16 protein-coding genes are annotated in these 17,871 nt (G+C 49.4%); 3 read left to right on the top strand and 13 right to left on the bottom strand.

The genetic code is table 11. The features are described 5' to 3' along the window. Window positions 1-23: 23 nt before the first annotated feature. Window positions 24-1,112, bottom strand: coding sequence for a CNNM domain-containing protein (locus tag FC652_RS09030; protein WP_176298315.1), 1,089 nt, complete (start codon window positions 1,110-1,112; stop codon window positions 24-26). Window positions 1,113-1,377: 265 nt separating this feature from the next. Here FC652_RS09030 and hupA point away from each other — a divergent pair, with 265 nt between their 5' ends. Together hupA and FC652_RS09020 are read left to right on the top strand one after the other, a co-directional pair. Then, on the top strand, window positions 1,378-1,650 hold the full coding sequence (gene hupA, locus FC652_RS09025; RefSeq protein ID WP_011079212.1) for a nucleoid-associated protein HU-alpha: 273 nt from the start codon (window positions 1,378-1,380) through the stop codon (window positions 1,648-1,650). A 51-nt stretch (window positions 1,651-1,701) separates the two neighbouring features. Continuing rightward, complete coding sequence (locus tag FC652_RS09020; RefSeq protein ID WP_176298314.1) at window positions 1,702-2,394, top strand: DUF1481 domain-containing protein; 693 nt, start codon at window positions 1,702-1,704, stop codon at window positions 2,392-2,394. A 69-nt stretch (window positions 2,395-2,463) separates the two neighbouring features. On the opposite strand, the gene purD is transcribed toward FC652_RS09020, so the two are convergent. Beyond that, window positions 2,464-3,753 carry a phosphoribosylamine--glycine ligase gene (gene purD / locus FC652_RS09015; RefSeq protein WP_176298313.1) on the bottom strand — a complete coding sequence of 430 codons (1,290 nt, stop codon included), beginning with the start codon at window positions 3,751-3,753 and terminating at the stop codon, window positions 2,464-2,466. A gap of 57 nt (window positions 3,754-3,810) precedes the next feature. Beyond that, on the bottom strand, window positions 3,811-5,403 hold the full coding sequence (gene purH / locus FC652_RS09010; RefSeq protein WP_176298312.1) for a bifunctional phosphoribosylaminoimidazolecarboxamide formyltransferase/IMP cyclohydrolase: 1,593 nt from the start codon (window positions 5,401-5,403) through the stop codon (window positions 3,811-3,813). A 270-nt stretch (window positions 5,404-5,673) separates the two neighbouring features. Between purH and zntR the strand changes: the two genes are divergently transcribed. Continuing rightward, the gene (gene zntR / locus FC652_RS09005; RefSeq protein WP_011079216.1) at window positions 5,674-6,072 is read left to right on the top strand and encodes a Zn(2+)-responsive transcriptional regulator; all 399 of its coding nucleotides are present in this window, start codon (window positions 5,674-5,676) and stop codon (window positions 6,070-6,072) included. Between the two features lie 60 nt (window positions 6,073-6,132). Here zntR and FC652_RS09000 read toward each other — a convergent pair whose 3' ends face one another. The 10 genes from FC652_RS09000 to FC652_RS08955 form a co-directional block, all read right to left on the bottom strand. Then, window positions 6,133-7,773, bottom strand: coding sequence for a methyl-accepting chemotaxis protein (locus FC652_RS09000; RefSeq protein ID WP_176298311.1), 1,641 nt, complete (start codon window positions 7,771-7,773; stop codon window positions 6,133-6,135). Between the two features lie 254 nt (window positions 7,774-8,027). Then, window positions 8,028-8,324, bottom strand: coding sequence for a DNA-binding transcriptional regulator Fis (fis, locus tag FC652_RS08995; RefSeq protein ID WP_000462885.1), 297 nt, complete (start codon window positions 8,322-8,324; stop codon window positions 8,028-8,030). A 23-nt stretch (window positions 8,325-8,347) separates the two neighbouring features. Then, a complete protein-coding gene (gene dusB / locus FC652_RS08990) occupies window positions 8,348-9,316 on the bottom strand; it encodes a tRNA dihydrouridine synthase DusB (protein ID WP_176298310.1) in 969 nt (322 codons plus the stop codon). Window positions 9,317-9,455: 139 nt separating this feature from the next. Next, window positions 9,456-10,343, bottom strand: a complete 888-nt coding sequence (gene prmA / locus FC652_RS08985; RefSeq protein WP_103154621.1) for a 50S ribosomal protein L11 methyltransferase — start codon at window positions 10,341-10,343, stop codon at window positions 9,456-9,458. Window positions 10,344-10,463: 120 nt separating this feature from the next. Next, window positions 10,464-11,810, bottom strand: a complete 1,347-nt coding sequence (gene accC / locus FC652_RS08980; protein WP_080609396.1) for an acetyl-CoA carboxylase biotin carboxylase subunit — start codon at window positions 11,808-11,810, stop codon at window positions 10,464-10,466. 12 nt (window positions 11,811-11,822) lie between these two features. Then, window positions 11,823-12,287 carry an acetyl-CoA carboxylase biotin carboxyl carrier protein gene (gene accB, locus FC652_RS08975; RefSeq protein ID WP_011079221.1) on the bottom strand — a complete coding sequence of 155 codons (465 nt, stop codon included), beginning with the start codon at window positions 12,285-12,287 and terminating at the stop codon, window positions 11,823-11,825. 60 nt (window positions 12,288-12,347) lie between these two features. Next, window positions 12,348-12,797 carry a type II 3-dehydroquinate dehydratase gene (aroQ, locus tag FC652_RS08970; RefSeq protein ID WP_176298309.1) on the bottom strand — a complete coding sequence of 150 codons (450 nt, stop codon included), beginning with the start codon at window positions 12,795-12,797 and terminating at the stop codon, window positions 12,348-12,350. Between the two features lie 295 nt (window positions 12,798-13,092). After that, on the bottom strand, window positions 13,093-15,045 hold the full coding sequence (gene acs / locus FC652_RS08965) for an acetate--CoA ligase (RefSeq protein ID WP_176298308.1): 1,953 nt from the start codon (window positions 15,043-15,045) through the stop codon (window positions 13,093-13,095). A 172-nt stretch (window positions 15,046-15,217) separates the two neighbouring features. Then, complete coding sequence (locus FC652_RS08960; protein WP_176298307.1) at window positions 15,218-15,853, bottom strand: 3'-5' exonuclease; 636 nt, start codon at window positions 15,851-15,853, stop codon at window positions 15,218-15,220. A 67-nt stretch (window positions 15,854-15,920) separates the two neighbouring features. Further along, window positions 15,921-17,747, bottom strand: coding sequence for a DUF294 nucleotidyltransferase-like domain-containing protein (locus FC652_RS08955; RefSeq protein ID WP_176298306.1), 1,827 nt, complete (start codon window positions 17,745-17,747; stop codon window positions 15,921-15,923). Window positions 17,748-17,871 lie beyond the last annotated feature (124 nt).

Raw genomic sequence — 17,871 nt, 5'->3', positions numbered from 1 at the left:
TGTTGTTTTGACACCTGTCCAATCTACGACTTAGCCTTGTCGTTGCTTACTTGATCCTCATCGTCGTCACGGCTTTCAATCATGCCGTGCTTATTTTTCCAACGCTCCCAGCGTTGGTAAGCGAGTTCTTGCATGTCCTGGCTCTTGTCGGCTTCGTCGATGATCTCTTCACCCAGCAAGTATTCGAAGATATCTTCGAGCGTGACTAAGCCCTGTACGGTGCCATACTCATCCACCACGATAGAAAGCTGCAAGCGTTTTGCCATCATCTGGTCAAAGGCTTTGGGCAAAGCGAGTGTGTTCATGATGACATGAATGGGTCGCATTACCGCCCCTAGCTGTTTTTCACCTTCCCCCGATTGCTGCAGTTTGAACAGCTCTAAGCGGTGGACAAAACCAATGATGTTGTCTTTCTGCTCGCTGTAAACCAGAGGGCGAGAGAATGGTGTCTCTTTGTGCTCAGCGAGAAACTCGTTAATCGTGGTGGTGGCATCCACTCGAAAAACTACAGGGCGAGGTGTCATCACCTGCGTTACCGGTACATCTTGAATGCCTAGTAGATTACTTAGGATCTTCGACTCACCTTCGGCAAACTCACCGCTTTCGCGTGCTAAGATCGCCATCGCTGATAGCTCATCACGCATTTTGGGCAGTTCTTGATTGCGTGCCAAGCGCTTGGTGATTTGCTCTGAGAACCAAACAAAGGGGGTCAAAGCCCACACCATCCAACGCAATGTCGTGGCTGCCGAAGGCGCTAGTTGTCGCCAGTATGTGGCACCAATGGTTTTCGGGACAATCTCCGAGAGCACAAGAATACCGAGCGTTAGGACACCAGAAAATACCCCCAACCATTCGCTGCCGAAAACCACTGCCGCTTGCGCACCCGCTGTCGCAGCACCAATGGTGTGAGCGATGGTGTTTAATGTGAGGATAGAAGCCAGCGGACGATCGATGTCTGCTTTAAGCTTCGTCAGCGGTTCAGCAGCAGGATGACCTTGCTGTCTGAGCTGCGCAATATAGCTTGGGCTGATGCTCAGTAGTACCGCCTCCAGCACAGAACAGATGAAAGAAATACCAATAGCAATCGAAATATAGAAAGTAAGCAGTAGCATAGTTGCCCTTGAAGAAGTCACGAGTTCACGTCTACACTGAGACAAAGTGCATTATCTAATGGTCGTAGACTCCTTGTAAATAGGTGCTTCGGCCGTGAAATCCAAGCTCTTTGTATGGTTATTCGGTAACAATTTGTGAGTTATTACTCAGAAAACGGTTAAAAGTAAGGCACTAAAGCGAAAGATTGACGACAAACCTTTGCCAGACATAGGCTTTATGCTTTAGAGTGAAACGAATTCGATAACCTATGAGAAGGGAAACCTAATGAACAAGACCCAATTAATCGACTTTATCGCAGAGAAAGCAGACCTATCTAAAGCACAAGCAAAAGCTGCTCTTGAAGCAACTCTTAACGGTGTGACTGATGCACTAAAAGAGGGTGACCAGGTTCAACTAATTGGTTTTGGTACATTCAAAGTAAACCACCGTGCAGCGCGTACTGGCCGTAACCCAAAAACGGGTGACGAGATCCAAATCGCTGCAGCAAACGTTCCTGCATTCGTAGCAGGTAAAGCGCTGAAAGAATCAGTAAACTAATTGCTCTGCACCGGAGATTCTCTCCGGTGCCTTTTTTAATTGCCTGACATCATGAAAAAACGACTTCTCTCCCTGACTGCCCTCCTAATCCTTGCTGGTTGTTCTTCAGCACCAAGACCAAATCTTGAACAGTTCACTCATTTCTCTGGTGGCCAGACGATGGGCGATGCGACGAGTTTTTATTGGGTCACGGATAAGCTTACTGGGCCTCACAAGGCGGCCGATTACGTTTTTTCTGGTGATTACGGTTGGTATCAGAGTGATTACCGATGGGATGAAGGCGCGTTGCGAGAGTTGATTCGAGAAGGTGAACAGCTTGATGGTAAGCTTGGTTTGGTGCCTTATCGAATCCACGTTCGTTTTAATGTTGAAGGTGATGCGGTTTATCAACAGTATCGTTTAAATGGCAAAGTGCTACCCATCCAGCAGGAGCAGCTGCAGCGTTACCGCTATGAAGCGGAAGCGTTAGTCAAAGAGACCAAGCTGCAATCTCGAGAAGGTTTGGAGTTGGTGCAAGGTTACTGGGATGGCGAAACGTTTGAAACTTGTGGCGGAGAAGAGTATACCTCACTTGAGTTCAACAAAACGCTCCCGGGTTTTGTGGTTAACCGACTTGCGAGTGTGGATAGTTACGTGGCGTTTTTAGGCAAAAAATCGACTCGTCGTTTAGAAGTCGATACCTTGCTTTTGATGGATGATGACGATAAAGATTGCATTGAGAAGCCAGTACTTATCGAAGAGTAACGTGGTTTACTGACGAAAGAAAAAGGCGCATCATGCGCCTTTTTTTGTGTTAGCCAACTAACGCCGTTGTTATTTCTGCTGCTCGCGAGCGATAGCACGGTAGCCAATATCGTTGCGATAGAACATGCCTTCCCAACGGATCTGTTTTGCTAGTTCGTACGCGCGTTGCTGCGCTTCTGATACGCTATTGCCCAGAGCGGTGGCACACAGAACACGACCACCGTTTGTGACGATATCGCCCTCTTTATTTTCAGTACCAGCGTGGAAGACCTTCTCGCCTTCAATCTCAACTTGAGGTAGGCCAGAGATCACATCACCCTTGTTGTACGCTGCTGGGTAACCACCCGCTGCAAGCACGATACCAATCGATGCGCGAGGGTCCCACTTGGACTCGACTTGATCCAGTTTCTTGTCGATGGCCGCGAGGCACAATTCCACAAGATCCGATTCCATGCGCATCATGATAGGTTGCGTCTCTGGGTCACCAAAGCGGCAGTTGTACTCGATCACTTTTGGTGTGCCATCTTTGTCAATCATCAAGCCGGCATAGAGGAAGCCCGTGTATGGGTTACCTTCGGCGGCCATACCACGCACGGTCGGAAAGATCACTTCTTGCATAACACGGTTATGGATCTCTGGTGTCACCACTGGTGCGGGTGAGTAAGCCCCCATACCGCCGGTGTTTGGACCGGTGTCTTTATCGCCGACACGTTTGTGGTCTTGGCTGGTGGCCATCGGCAATACGTTCTCACCATCCACCATCACGATGAAGCTGGCTTCTTCGCCATCCAGGAACTCTTCGATCACCACGCGGCTGCCTGCCTCGCCAAAGGCGTTGCCTGCGAGCATGTCTTTGATTGCTTCTTCCGCTTCTTCCAGCGTCATCGCGACAATCACGCCTTTACCTGCTGCAAGGCCATCTGCTTTCACCACGATTGGCGCGCCTTGTTCACGCACGTACGCCAGTGCTGGCTCGATGTCCGTAAAGTTTGCGTACGCCGCCGTCGGGATTTGGTGACGAGCAAGGAAGTCTTTGGTAAATGCTTTAGAGCCTTCAAGTTGCGCAGCCGCTTGGGTAGGGCCAAAAATTGGCAGGCCTGCTTCATAAAACGCATCAACGACACCCAGTACGAGTGGTACTTCAGGGCCAACAATGGTCAGCTCAATGGCTTTCTCTTTAGCAAACGCCACTAAACCGGCAATGTCTTCAACGGCGATGTTGACGTTTTCTAGCTTAGGCTCAAGTGCGGTACCAGCGTTACCCGGCGCGACGAAGATTGTCTCTACATTTGGGTTTTGCGCGGCTTTCCAACCTAGTGCGTGTTCACGACCACCGGAACCAATTATCAATACATTCATCTCATCATCCTCAAATCTTGCAAAAAGAGGTGCCTGATAAGGCACCTCTGATAAAAATTAGTGGCGGAAGTGGCGCATGCCCGTAAAAATCATCGCCATACCGTGTTCATCTGCGGCGGCAATCACTTCGTCATCACGCATCGAACCACCAGGCTGAATTACACATTTAATGCCAGCTTCTGCTGCTGCATCAATGCCGTCACGGAATGGGAAGAAGGCATCAGAGGCCATGACGCAACCTTCAACTTGTAGGCCTTCGTCTGCCGCTTTAATGCCAGCAATCTTCGCTGAGTAGACGCGGCTCATTTGGCCAGCGCCCACACCAATAGTCATATCGCCTTTAGAGTAAACAATCGCGTTCGATTTTACGTACTTGGCGACTTTCCAGCAGAATAACGCGTCTTTGAGTTCTTCTTCAGTTGGCTGGCGCTTAGAGACGACTTTAAGGTCATCGAGGCTGACCATGCCTTGGTCGCGATCTTGAACCAGTAGGCCGCCGTTCACGCGTTTCACATCAAAGCCTGTTGTCTTCGTTGTCCACTCGCCACACTCAAGCAGACGAACGTTTTTCTTCGCCGCTACCACTTCCATCGCTTCAGCTGATACAGAAGGGGCAATGATGACTTCAACAAATTGGCGCTCAACGATCGCTGTGGCCGTTTCCGCGTCTAGCTCTTGGTTGAAGGCGATGATGCCACCGAATGCGGATGTCGGATCGGTTTGGTAAGCGCGGTTGTACGCCTCTAGGATGTCTTTACCTAGCGCTACGCCACATGGGTTAGCGTGCTTAACAATGACACAAGCTGGCTCATTAAACTCTTTCACACACTCAAGCGCTGCGTCAGTGTCTGCGATGTTGTTGTAAGAAAGGGCTTTGCCTTGGATTTGGCGTGTGGTAGCAACCGATGCTTCTTGTGGGTTGGCTTCAACATAGAAAGCGGCTGCTTGGTGGCTGTTCTCACCGTAGCGCATGTCTTGTTTTTTGATGAACTGCTGGTTGAAAGTGCGCGGGAATTTGCTCTCTTCATCGCCTTCTTTGTTCTCTCCGTATGAAGGAACCATAGTGCCGAAGTAGTTCGCGATCATGCCGTCGTAAGCAGCGGTGTGTTCAAAGGCTGCGATAGCGAGGTCGAAACGCGTTTCTAGAGTAAGCGATGTGTCGTTGGCGTCCATTTCTGTGATGACGCGATGGTAGTCTGAAGCGTTGACAACGATAGTCACGTCTTTATGGTTTTTCGCCGCAGAACGAACCATAGTTGGGCCACCGATGTCGATGTTTTCAACCGCGTCAGCCAGTGTGCAGCCTTCTTTGGCGACAGTTTCTGCGAATGGGTAGAGGTTAACCACCACCATGTCGATCGGGTTAATGCCGTGTTTTGCCATGACCTCATCGTCTTGGCCACGACGGCCGAGCACACCACCGTGAACTTTCGGGTGAAGCGTTTTAACGCGACCGTCCATCATTTCTGGGAAACCAGTGTAGTCAGAGACTTCAGTGACTGCGATGCCTTGCTCTGCAAGTAAACGAGCAGTACCGCCAGTCGATAAGATATCGACACCGCGCTCAGCAAGAGCTTGCGCAAACTCAACAATACCGGTTTTGTCTGATACGCTGATAAGCGCACGGCGAATAGGACGAGCGTTGTTCATGCTTCCAATTTCCTCAAATTCACGGAGTTAAACTAAAGATATTTGCCAAAAATGAACTTGTTTTTACCTCTTGGGGTAAAATATTGGCCAGTTTTGGAAAAGACCTTTGTCTCGCTTTTCTGGTAAGAAGACAGTCTCCCTCATTTGATGGCGCGTATTCTAACCAATTTATTACATAAAAGCTCGCGCAATCGTTTGGCATCTCAAAAATAATTGCAAAAAACTCGAACTTTAAGAGAAAAAGTAACGAGATAGTTAATAAGGAAAGTTATGTTTCAGATAGGTGAATTGGCGAAACGTTGTGGTGTGAGCGCGGATACGCTGCGCTTTTATGAAAAAAATGCCCTGATCAAGCCAGCTGGTCGCAGTGAATCCGGCTACCGTCTTTACAATTATGAAAACCAGAAGCAGGTGGGGTTCATTCTAAAAGCCAAAGAACTCGGTTTGAGTTTGGAAGAGATCAAAGAGCTGCTGGAGATCAAACTCGAAGCAACAGAACACAGTTGCGCCGAGGTGAAAGCGATCACTTCTGCTAAGTTGGCACTCATCGATGAGAAAATTGCCGAATTAAACAAAATTCGTCGGGCACTGAAAAAAATTAACGACGCGTGCTGTGGCCATGTGGAAGACAATGCCAGTCACTGTTCCATTCTTGCTGCTTTAGAATAACAGGCGGCTTAGGCCATTAATGACCTAAGCCGATCGTAAGCTTGCTCTCTCTGATTGGCGTTACACCTTGAACGCAGCAAAGTTGACTTGCAATTGGTTACCGCTAGCCATCAACTGCTCGCTCGCCGCAGCGACTTGATTGGCTTGTGCTGCCGTCTGCTCACTGTGATCGACAATTTGCAGCAGATTGTGGTTGATGAGCTCAGTGGCGGACGTTTGCTCTCCGCTGGCACGAGCAATGTGCTGGTTGAGCTGCAGAATCACAGCAATTTGCGCATCGATATCACTTAGGGCTTGCTGTGCCAAGCTGGCTTGTTGTTGGGTTTCGGTGGATTGACGCTGTGTTTGCTCCATCGATGAACAGACATCGTTGGCGCGTTGTTGCAACTGCGCGATGATGTGTTGAATTTCATCGGTACTGCTGCTGGTGCGCGTAGCCAATGTGCGTACTTCGTCAGCGACCACCGCAAAGCCACGGCCTTGCTCACCCGCTCGTGCGGCTTCTATTGCAGCGTTGAGCGCAAGTAAATTGGTCTGCTCGGCCACACCCCGGATAACTTCCAACACTGAGCCTACTTTTTGGGTTTCTTTGGCTAGCTCTTGCACATTGAGCTCTGTTTGGGTCACGGTGTGTGACAAGGCATGCATGTAGCCAGAGGCTTTTTCAATGATGGCACTGCCTTCTTTGCCTTTCTCTGAGGCAGTCTGCGCTGCACTGGCTGCCTCTTGAGCCGAATCGGCCACTTGCATATTGCTGTCGTGCAGTTGCTTCATGGCACTGGCAACGGAATCGACCGAGTGCTGCTGGGCGGTGGCTTTTTCGAGTGCATTTCTCGCTACTTGGGTCAGCTCAGAGGCAGAGCCGGTGACATCACGTGTGACAGGGGCAATGCCTTGTACGATGAGGCGGATCTTGCTGGTGAATTGGTTAAACGCACGAGCGATTTGCGCTAACTCATCTTGGCCGTCGGCAGGCAGTTGCTTGGTCAGGTCGCCATCACCTTGTGCAATATCCTCTAAAGCGCGCTGCGTCGCTCGACATGGCTGAGTAATGCTGTTAGCTATCCATCCAGCCAGTAACAACATCACTGCGCCTGTAAGGCTCAACTGGAGAAGGGAGGCGCGAACACGTTGCCACACCAGCGCGTCGACATCATCGATATAAACGCCACTGCCGGTAATCCAGCCCCAAGGCTGGAACATTTGCACATAAGAGACTTTTTCCACATCAACGTCCGAACCCGGTTTTGGCCACATGTAATGGACAAAGCCAGCCCCGGATGTTTTTGCCACCGAAACCATTTCAACAAACAGCGCCTTGCCTGTCGGATCTTTCACTGCGCTTAAACTCTTGCCGTTCAGTTGCGGTTTCATCGGGTGCATGATCATATTGGGCTGATCATCGTTAATCCAAAAGTAATCTTCTTTTTCATAGCGCAGCTGGCTAATGGCCGCCTTGGCTTGCGTTTGCGCCCCTTCGCGAGACAAGCGCCCGGCTTGTTCTTGCTGATAATAGTGCTGCTGCAAACTCACGGCCGCTTCGACCAAATGGCGTGTTTTGACCTGCTTGGCTTCCATCAAATCACTTTGATAGGCGTAGAGCAGAGCGATAAATGGAAGCAGCAATAGTGATGTAATCACGAACGTGAGTACATAAAGTCGCTGTTTGATGTTAATGACGCGCAAGCTAGAACCGACCATACCAATCACTCCTTGAAGGGTTGGGAAACATTTGTTGATTGCTATTGTTTTTTCAATGTAACAAATTGATAACAGCTTCGTATATGCGACGAAAGGCGAGATTTGAAAGTGATTACGGTTTTAAAGCAAAGGTTGGGTAGCGTTACAGGATAAATGTGCTACTGCGTAGAAAAGAGGGCATAAGAACCGATAAAAGAAAACCGCCCGCGGGAAACTCCAGCGGGCGGTTTGAAAGCGATCAAACTAATCAGGGATTAGTTCATGCCGTATTTTTTCAGTTTCTTACGAAGAGTACCGCGGTTGATGCCCATCATGGTTGCTGCGCGAGTTTGGTTACCGCGAGTGTACTGCATGATGGTATCTAGTAGTGGCTGTTCAACTTCAGCTAGAACTAATTCATAAAGTTCAGTCACTTCTTGACCGTTTAGTTGAGCCAAGTAGTTTTTAAGAGACGCTTTAACAGAATCACGTAGTGGCTTTTGCGTGATTTGATCTTGTGATGTTACGGTAGTTACTGTTAAAGCTTCTGAAGTCAGATTTTGTTCGAACATATTCGGTCTAGCTCTTCTCTTAATTATGATGCAACGTTATCAAAATAACCTTCGAGCGCTTCAAGTTGCAGCATCGCTGCGTCGATAGCGTTGAAGGTACGGCGAAACTCACTTGCTTGCTCATGTTCTTTTAGATACCAACCCACGTGCTTACGCGCGATGCGAGGGCCTAAATACTCACCATAAAACTCATGGAGAGCCTGAACATGACCGAGCATAATGCTTTTCACTTCCTCAATCGGAAGTTCAGGCATTGTGGTGCCGTTTTCCAAATAGTGATGGATTTCCTGGAAAATCCAAGGACGACCCTGGGCAGGGCGTCCAATCATTAAAGCGTCTGCGCCGGTGTACTCCAGTACATACTTGGCTTTTTCCGGGCTATCGATATCACCGTTTGCGATAACCGGAATGGAAACTGCCTGTTTAACGGCTTTAATGCTGTCGTATTCGGCCTCACCTTTGTACATACAGGCTTTGGTTCTGCCATGCAGAGCAAGAGCTTGTATGCCGCAGTCTTCGGCTAATTTAGCGATGTGAATACAGTTTTTATTTTCTGTATCCCAGCCTGTGCGGGTTTTCAACGTTACAGGAACGTTCACTGCGTCAACCACCGCTTTCAAAATCTGTTCGATAATGTCCGGGTATTTGAGCAGCGCGGAACCCGCCAGCTTTTTATTCACTTTTTTTGCTGGGCAACCCATGTTGATATCGATGATTTGCGCACCATTTTCAACACTGAATTGCGCGGCATCTGCCATCAGCTGTGGATCGCTGCCCGCGATTTGTACAGAGCGAATGCCCGATTCGCCTTCATGCACCATGCGTTGCTTCGACTTCGACGTTTTCCATAGCTGCGGATTAGAGGACATCATTTCACTGACGGCCATTCCCGCACCATAACGAAGGCACAACTCTCGAAACGGTCTATCCGTTACTCCGGCCATCGGCGCTACGATTAGTTTGTTCTTAAGTTGATAATTTCCGATCTTCAAAACGTCGTCACAGCTTCATACCAGCAAGGGCGCGCATTTTACGCATTTTTTTTCTGCGTGAAAAGACTAATATTTGAGCATTGACAAATTGTTTTTGCAATTTGTATGAATTTCAAACAATTACCCCTGAAAGTCTTGTCTAGCCTTGCTTGCGACCAGAGATGCGACACCATTCACTTTGCTCAACGATTGGATCAATGTGAAGCTCATCACGGTAATAGTTGGCCACATCTTCTGCTTGGGTATCCAACACGCCCGACATCGCTAATTGGCCATTTGGTTTGACAAGACCCTTGATGATCGAAGAAAGCTCACGCAGTGGTGCCGCCAAAATATTCGCGACAACGACGTCAGCAAGCAGACCTTCCGGTTGATCTTGAGGCAGATAAACATCCAGTTGCTCGGCAACGCCATTACGTTGGGCGTTGTCTTTCGAAGCGAGAAGTGCTTGAGGATCAATGTCGATCCCGATGACTTTTTCTGCACCCAGTTTGATCGCTGCGATCGCCAAGATGCCAGAGCCACAACCAAAATCGATAACGGTTTTACCCGAAAGATCAAGACCCTCTAGCCATTCAAGACACAGTGCTGTGGTTGGGTGAGTACCCGTACCAAACGCAAGGCCAGGATCCAGCATCACGTTCACTGCGGTGGGATCGGGAATGTCACGCCAGCTTGGGCAGATCCACAAACGCTGACCAAATTTCATTGGGTGGAAGTTGTCCATCCACTCACGTTCCCAATCTTTGTCTTCTAGCTGCTCAATTTTGTAAGCAAAGCCTTCAGCCAGCATGTTGCTTGCTTTGATTTGCGACATGATGAGCTGAGTGTCCGCCTCTGCGTCGTACAGTGCCAGGACATCCGTATCACCCCAAAGACGCGTTTCACCAGGCAGTGGCTCGAAGACAGGGGTATCGTGCGCATCTAAGAAAGTCACCGATAGCGCGCCAGTCTCTTCCATAAGCATATCGCCGATAAGCTCAGCGTTTTCGTTGGTCGCATTGAGTTTGATTTGAATCCAAGGCATGAGTGCATACTCTTAATGTTTAAATTTGGCGCAGAGTTTAGCAGACTTTCCCTGCAAACGAAAAAATCCGCTCAATGAAAAATGCCCACCGAAGTGGGCATGGTAACCAGTGCGCTGCGCTTAGTGCTGAAGGCCGAGTTTTTTCTCTAGGTAGTGGATGTTGGCACCACCGTGCTGGAAGTTTTCATCGTTCATGATGCTCACTTGCAGCGGAATGTTGGTCTTGATGCCTTCAATGAACATCTCACCTAGGGCATTCTTCATACGTGCAATCGCAACGTCACGGTTTTCACCGTAAGTGATCAGTTTACCGATCATTGAGTCGTAGTGCGGTGGCACTGTGTAGCCGCTGTAGATGTGCGATTCCCAACGAACGCCCATACCACCTGGTGCGTGGAAGCGTTCAATCTTACCTGGAGATGGCAGGAAGCGCTCTGGGTCTTCCGCGTTGATACGACATTCAATCGCATGGCCACGGATCTTAATGTCATTCTGCGTGAATGACAGAGGCTGACCCGCCGCAACGCGCAGCTGTTCTTTGATTAGGTCAACACCAGTCACCATTTCAGTCACTGGGTGCTCAACCTGAATACGGGTGTTCATTTCAATGAAGTAGAACTCACCGTTTTCGTAGAGGAACTCGAATGTACCTGCACCGCGGTAGCCGATTTCCACACAAGCACGAGTACAACGTTCACCGATGTACTTGCGCATCTCTTCAGTGATACCTGGAGCTGGTGCTTCTTCAACAACTTTTTGGTGACGACGCTGCATTGAACAGTCACGCTCACCTAGGTGAATAGCGTTGCCTTGGCCATCTGCAATCACTTGAACTTCAACGTGACGTGGGTTTTCTAGGAATTTCTCCATGTAAACCATGTCGTTGTTGAATGCTGCTTTTGCTTCTGCACGCGTCATGGCAATCGCTTGAACGAGGTCTGCTTCTTTACGAACCACACGCATACCACGACCACCACCGCCACCAGAGGCTTTGATGATCACTGGGTAACCAATACGTTTCGCGTGTGCTCGGTTTTTCACTTCGTCGTTATCAAGTGGACCATCAGAACCAGGTACACATGGAACGCCCGCTTTTTTCATTGCAGTGATAGCCGATACTTTGTCACCCATCATGCGGATGGTGTCCGCTTTTGGACCCACAAAGATGAAACCGCTACGTTCTACTTGTTCAGCAAAGTCTGCGTTTTCAGACAAGAAACCGTAACCTGGGTGGATCGCCACCGCGCCAGTCACTTCTGCTGCTGAAATAATGCGAGGAATGTTCAGATAGCTGTCGATACCACGAGCAGGACCGATACACACAGTTTCATCTGCCAGCAGTACGTGTTTTAGATCGCGATCGGCGGTGGAGTGCACGGCAACGGTTTTGATGCCGAGTTCTTTACACGCGCGAAGGATACGAAGTGCGATTTCACCTCGGTTCGCGATGACTACTTTATCTAGCATAGCGAACTCCGCTTATTCGATAACTACAAGTGGTTGGTCAAACTCAACAGGCTGGCCGTCTTCAACAAGAATTGCTGTTACCACGCCAGATTTGTCTGCTTCGATTTGGTTCATCATCTTCATCGCTTCAACGATGCACAGTGTTTGACCTGCAGTCACAGATTGGCCCACTTCGATGAATGCTTTCGCATCTGGACTTGGAGAGCGGTAGAAAGTACCGACCATTGGAGAAAGAACTTGGTGGCCTGCTGGTACTGCCGCTGCAGCTGGAGCTGCTTCTGCGGTTGCGACAGGTGCTGCTGCAACTGGCGCAGGTTGCGCTACAGGTGCCGCAGCGTAGTGCATTGGAGCAGGCGCTGCCATCATTTGACCGTGACGACTGATGCGTACCGACTCTTCGCCTTCAGAGATTTCTAGCTCAGCAATGCCAGATTCTTCAACTAGTTCGATAAGCTTTTTGATTTTACGAATATCCATCTTTTCTTTCTCTTTTATCTTGTGAGTAAGACAACCCTAAAGGGTTGCAGAGTGTTGGGTTTACTTTGCCTGCAGACGAGCAATGGCTGCCGACAGAGCGAATTCATAGCCTTGCGCCCCTAAGCCACAAATCACGCCGACCGCTTTGTCCGACAAATAAGAGTGATGTCGGAACGGCTCACGAGCGTGTACGTTGGAGAGGTGCACTTCAATAAAAGGGATGGCAACACCCAGTAGCGCATCACGTAGCGCAACACTGGTGTGAGTAAAAGCCGCTGGATTGATGATGATGAAGTCGACGTTGCCGTGTGCGGCATGGATGGCTTCAATCAATTCATACTCACGATTCGATTGCAGGTGTTCGAGCTCGATGCCTGCAGTTTGCGCCTGTTGTGTCAGCGTCTCGACGATTTGCGGCAAAGTGTGGTGACCGTAATGACCCGGCTCACGCAAACCCAGTAGGTTAATATTTGGGCCGTTCAGGACCAGAATTCGTGACTTTGCAGACATGTTGACGCTATCTTCCTTTATCGTGAGTGGAACCAGCATAATCCCAAAAATACGAAAAATCGGCACGAGCTTTTTGTAAAAAAACTGCAAATTTTTCCAAATCGACCAAGATTATAGCCAATTCATTACAATTAGCAGCAATTTACTGGTCTAATCTCCCTGTTTGCCGTGGATTTTCTGTAACCCGCTTAACAAAAACCGACATTAACCTTTCCATCTGTATGGTTAGTGTCGGTTGGAATGAAAAAAGCCACTCTTCAGTAGAGTGGCTTTTGAGCGTTTTGTTTTAAACGATCTATACCAGTTCGGCCTTTTCTGCGATCAGCTTATCAACCACGCTTGGATCGGCCAGTGTCGAGGTGTCACCCAAGTTGCTGGTGTCTCCCGTGGCGATCTTGCGCAAAATGCGGCGCATGATTTTACCTGAACGAGTTTTCGGTAGCGCATCTGTCCAATGCAGTACGTCTGGCGTTGCGATGGGGCCAATCTCTTTACGTACCCAATCTTTCACTTCTTTATGCAGCTCGGCGGTTGGATACTCGCCCGCATTGAGGGTGACGTAGGCGTAAATTGCTTGGCCTTTGATGTCGTGTGGAATGCCAACAATCGCCGCTTCAGCAATTTTCGGGTGTGCCACTAGGGCGGATTCAATTTCCGCTGTACCCATACGGTGGCCAGAAACGTTTAATACGTCATCCACACGGCCTGTGATCCAGTAGTAACCATCTTCATCGCGGCGTGCACCATCTCCGGTAAAGTACATGCCTTTAAAGGTTGAGAAGTAGGTTTGCTCGAAACGCTCGTGGTCACCATAAACCGTGCGCATTTGACCTGGCCAAGAATCGAGGATAACGAGGTTACCTTCTGCGGCTTGGTCTTCGATCACATTACCCATGTTGTCCACCAGTGCAGGCTGAACACCAAAGAATGGGCGCGTTGCAGAACCCGGTTTCAGCGCGGTGGCGCCTGGCAGTGGTGTGATCAAAATGCCGCCAGTTTCGGTTTGCCACCAAGTATCGACAATCGGTGATTTCTCGTTGCCGATGGTTTTGTAGTACCACTCCCACGCTTCTGGGTTAATAGGTTCACCCACAGAACCCATGATGCGTAGGCTGCTACGATCCGTACCTTCGATCGCTTCGTTGCCTTTTGCCATCAGCGCACGAATGGCCGTTGGTGCGGTGTAAAGAATGTTGACTTGGTGCTTATCGACCACTTCACTCATGCGGCTGGTGTTTGGATAGTTTGGCACGCCTTCAAAGAGAATGGTTTTCGCGCCGTTTGCCAGTGGACCGTAAACCAGATACGTGTGGCCAGTGATCCAACCCACGTCGGCTGTACACCAGAAAGTTTCGCCTGGCTGGTAGTCAAACACGTACTTAAAGGTCATGGTCGCGTAAACTAGATAGCCGCCCGTGGTGTGCAGCACGCCTTTCGGTTTACCGGTTGAGCCTGATGTGTAGAGGATGAACAGCGGATCTTCAGCTTTCATCTCTTCTGGTGGGCAAACGTCAGAGACTTTTGCCGTTGCTTCGTGCCACCAAACATCACGATGTTCGTGCCAATCAATGTTGCCGCCAGTGCGCTTGAACACCACCACTTTGCTGATGGTTTTCACTTCAGGGTTAGTTAATGCTTCGTCCACATTCTTTTTCAGTGGTACCGCGCGGCCACCACGAACGCCTTCGTCGGCCGTGATGACGACTTTGGCATCGGAGTCGATGATGCGGCCAGCCAATGCTTCTGGCGAGAAACCACCAAAGACGATGGTGTGCACCGCACCAATACGGGTACAGGCCAACATCGCAACCGCCGCTTCAGGGACCATTGGCATGTAGAGACACACCACGTCGCCTTTGCGTACGCCTTGCTCTTTCAGTGCATTGGAGAAGCGACACACTTCTTGATGAAGTTGGTTGTAAGTCAGTGTTTTGTCGTCCGCTGGGTTGTCGCCTTCCCAAATGATGGCGACATCATCGCCGCGCTCTGCTAGATGGCGGTCAATACAGTTTGCTGAGACGTTGAGCGTGCCATCTTCAAACCAGCGAATATCAACGTGGCCAGTATCAAAAGACGTTTGTTTGACTTTCGTGAAGGGCTTAATCCAGTCAACAATTTTGCCGTGTTCACTCCAGAAACCTTCTGGGTCAGTGACTGACTGCTGGTACATGGCTAGGTAGGTATCATTATCCGCATGGGTATGGGCTTTGATGTTCTCTTTTACCGGATAAATGTTGGCTTCACTCATTGTCTTTCTCCTTGTGCCTTTGTCTTCGCGATGCGGTTTTATGATGTTTTAAACACGCCTCAATCACGAAAGGGGGAATCCGTATGCCTCTAACTGTCAATCAGTTGGAGGCTTTCGACAATTAGACTTTAGGATATAGCGAGGTTAGAGCGTGGTGTGAATTGAGTGAAATTCACGATGATACATAGGGAAACGATAGGCTTGGCAAATCGCCACGAGTGAGTCGTACAAACACCAAAGCGGCGGCAATCGCATCTTGCAGCGCATCGTGTTTGTCTTGGATGGGCAAGTTGAGATGGCGACAAATGGCGTCCAAACTCAAATCGAAATAGGCGTTGGGCAGGTGCTTTTCCAGCTTGTCATGGTAGATCTGGCTGACTTCCACCAGCGGATTGGCCAAGGGAAAACCGAGGTGACGTAAGCAGGCTAAATCGAGGATCTTCTTATCGTAGCGGATGTGGTAGCCCACTAAGGGGCGATTACCGATGAAATCAATCAGTTTGAGCAGTGCTTCTTTCTCGCTCAACCCATCGACCAAGTCTTGGTGGCGGATCTTGTGTATTTTCACTGAACCAGAATCGAGAGACTGTGGCGCACGCAAACGCACCTCGAATGGTTTACTGGTGATGATGCGATTGTCGATGATCTTGGTCGCGGCAATGGTGACTAACTCTGCGCGGTTGGGGTCAAGGCTGGTGGTTTCACAGTCGAGAGAGACATACTCTTTGTTGTTTGGCGCACAAAACAGCGACTGATAGGGCGACCCTTTCAATCGGTAGTACCAGTAGTTGCGCCGAAACCAGTTCATAGAGATTCCTATTTCATTAAGACCTTAGCCGTATAGCCTTTGGTCGTGATTCGATGTTTTGCGTTGGTTAATCTTTGATTTGGTAGTGATAACCCAGCCACTGTTTGAACTTTTTCACCACGTGCAAACTGTGACGCAGTAAATCTCGCTCGGTGCGATCCAGCAGTGTTAAGTTGAGTTTGTTATTACTGTGCTGCTCCGTCAGTTGCTGTGCTAGGCGCAATTTAAAAAACAGCTTGAGTGCTTCGCTTAGGTTTGCGGCCGTGCTTTTTTCCAACACGTTGCGTGCCACTAACCCCTCAATGCGGTCGAAGGTGTTGTTGTCGTGTAAGGCGTATTCCAAGCTCAGGGCTCGAATGCCGTGCACGATAGGGAAGATGCCGCCTTGTTTGATGTCGAGGCCGCTTTTGTCGGCCTTGACGTTGCCAAAAAGGGTGAGGGGAACTGAAAAGTTCAATGCAGGCCGAGTGAACTCGGCCAAAATCAGTTCTTGATCCGCCATCAACTCGGAGAGGTGCTGTTTCACGGGCTCAAGCAATGCCTTATTGCCCGCAACGGCATGCGCATCGGCAAAAATCGCTAAATCCATCACCGTTTCTGGTTTGGCGCTGCGTACCCACGCGGTGAGCGTTTTGCGCCAATCACTCTGACTTTTGACCCACTTAGGGTTATTGACCATCACATTGCCAGGGCAAAGCGGATAGCCAAGTTGCTGCAAAGTGTGTGTCAGTTGTTGCATCACCACACCGCTTTGTTGCCATTCCAAACCATCTTTGATGATCAGTGCGTTGTCTTGGTCGGTTTTGAGGATTTGTTCCCCACGCCCTTCTGAGCCTAAAACGATCAAACAACAGTGATCGTGAAGGGCGGGTGGAACAACCAACTCAAAGGCTTTCTCGATGATCTGTTCATTGACGGCAGAAATCAGTTCCATGATGAAGCGAGTGCGGATGCCGTTTTTCAGCAAACTTTCCACTAACTGACGTTGGCGATTGGACGCTAAGGCCAACTCTTCAACACTGGAGGCGCGCGCGATGCTTAAAGTGAGCACGTGGGAATGGGTGGAGAAGGCGCTGAGAATTTGCGTCATGTCCAACATGCCCACAGCTTGATGACCATCGCACACCATGAGGCGCTTCATACGATTGCGCGTCATGGTGATCATCGCATTAAAGAGAAAATCACCATCATCGACGTGGAAGACGGGGAAGGTGGCAATGTCGCCCACTGGAGTGTCGAGTGGCTTGTCATCGAGCATCACCGAGTGGAGCATATTAGTGCGGGTGACAATCGCATAAGGGTGTGCATTGGGATGGTTGAGTTGCCGCTCATCGTCGTCATGAAGGCGTACCAAGGCGGCATCGATGCCGTTCTCTTTAAGTATGCGCGTGACCTGATTGATCGGCATCTCAGGCGACAAAATCTTCGGTGGATGATAGATGGCTTTATCAACTTTGGTGAGAATGAACTCAGCAAGATTTTGCTGCTGCTGCGCCGCCTCTATCAGCTCTTGGCGCTTGGCGAGGTTGTTATCAAAATAAGCGGCGAATTGGCCGTTTTCATTGTATAGCTCGAGAAAAATGGCCTTGGGCAGTAAATAGCTTAAGGTATCTTCGAGCGCGACATACTGATGACGTACGGTTGGCTCGAACAAGGCGCGCACATCAAACATATCGTCATTGGCATAGTGAGCAAACACTTCTTGCTGGTTGGCAGAACGCTCTTCAACCGCGCCTTTGATTAAGATATGCAGATGCGGTGACGGTTGCCCAGCGGCGAGCACCACATCTTTAGTGCGAAAATAGGCCACATCCAGCGAAGAACGTAAAAGGTGTTGTTGCCCCTCGCTCAAGCGATCAAACGGGGGAGATTGCATATTAAATTTATCAGGCATGGCAGCGTCCAAAACCAGCAAGGCATATGCTCTAAGTCTGACAAAATTCTCCTGACTCTCCAGACGACTTTGGTCTAATTCACTCCAATTAGGCCGATTAGAGGAAACAATCTGTCGCGGAGAA

The sequence above is a fragment of the Vibrio sp. 05-20-BW147 genome (genome assembly GCF_013369385.1).
Lineage (GTDB): Bacteria > Pseudomonadota > Gammaproteobacteria > Enterobacterales > Vibrionaceae > Vibrio > Vibrio floridensis.
The sequence above is the reverse complement of the archived record's forward strand: the minus strand, read 5'-3'. Positions and strand labels throughout refer to the sequence as shown.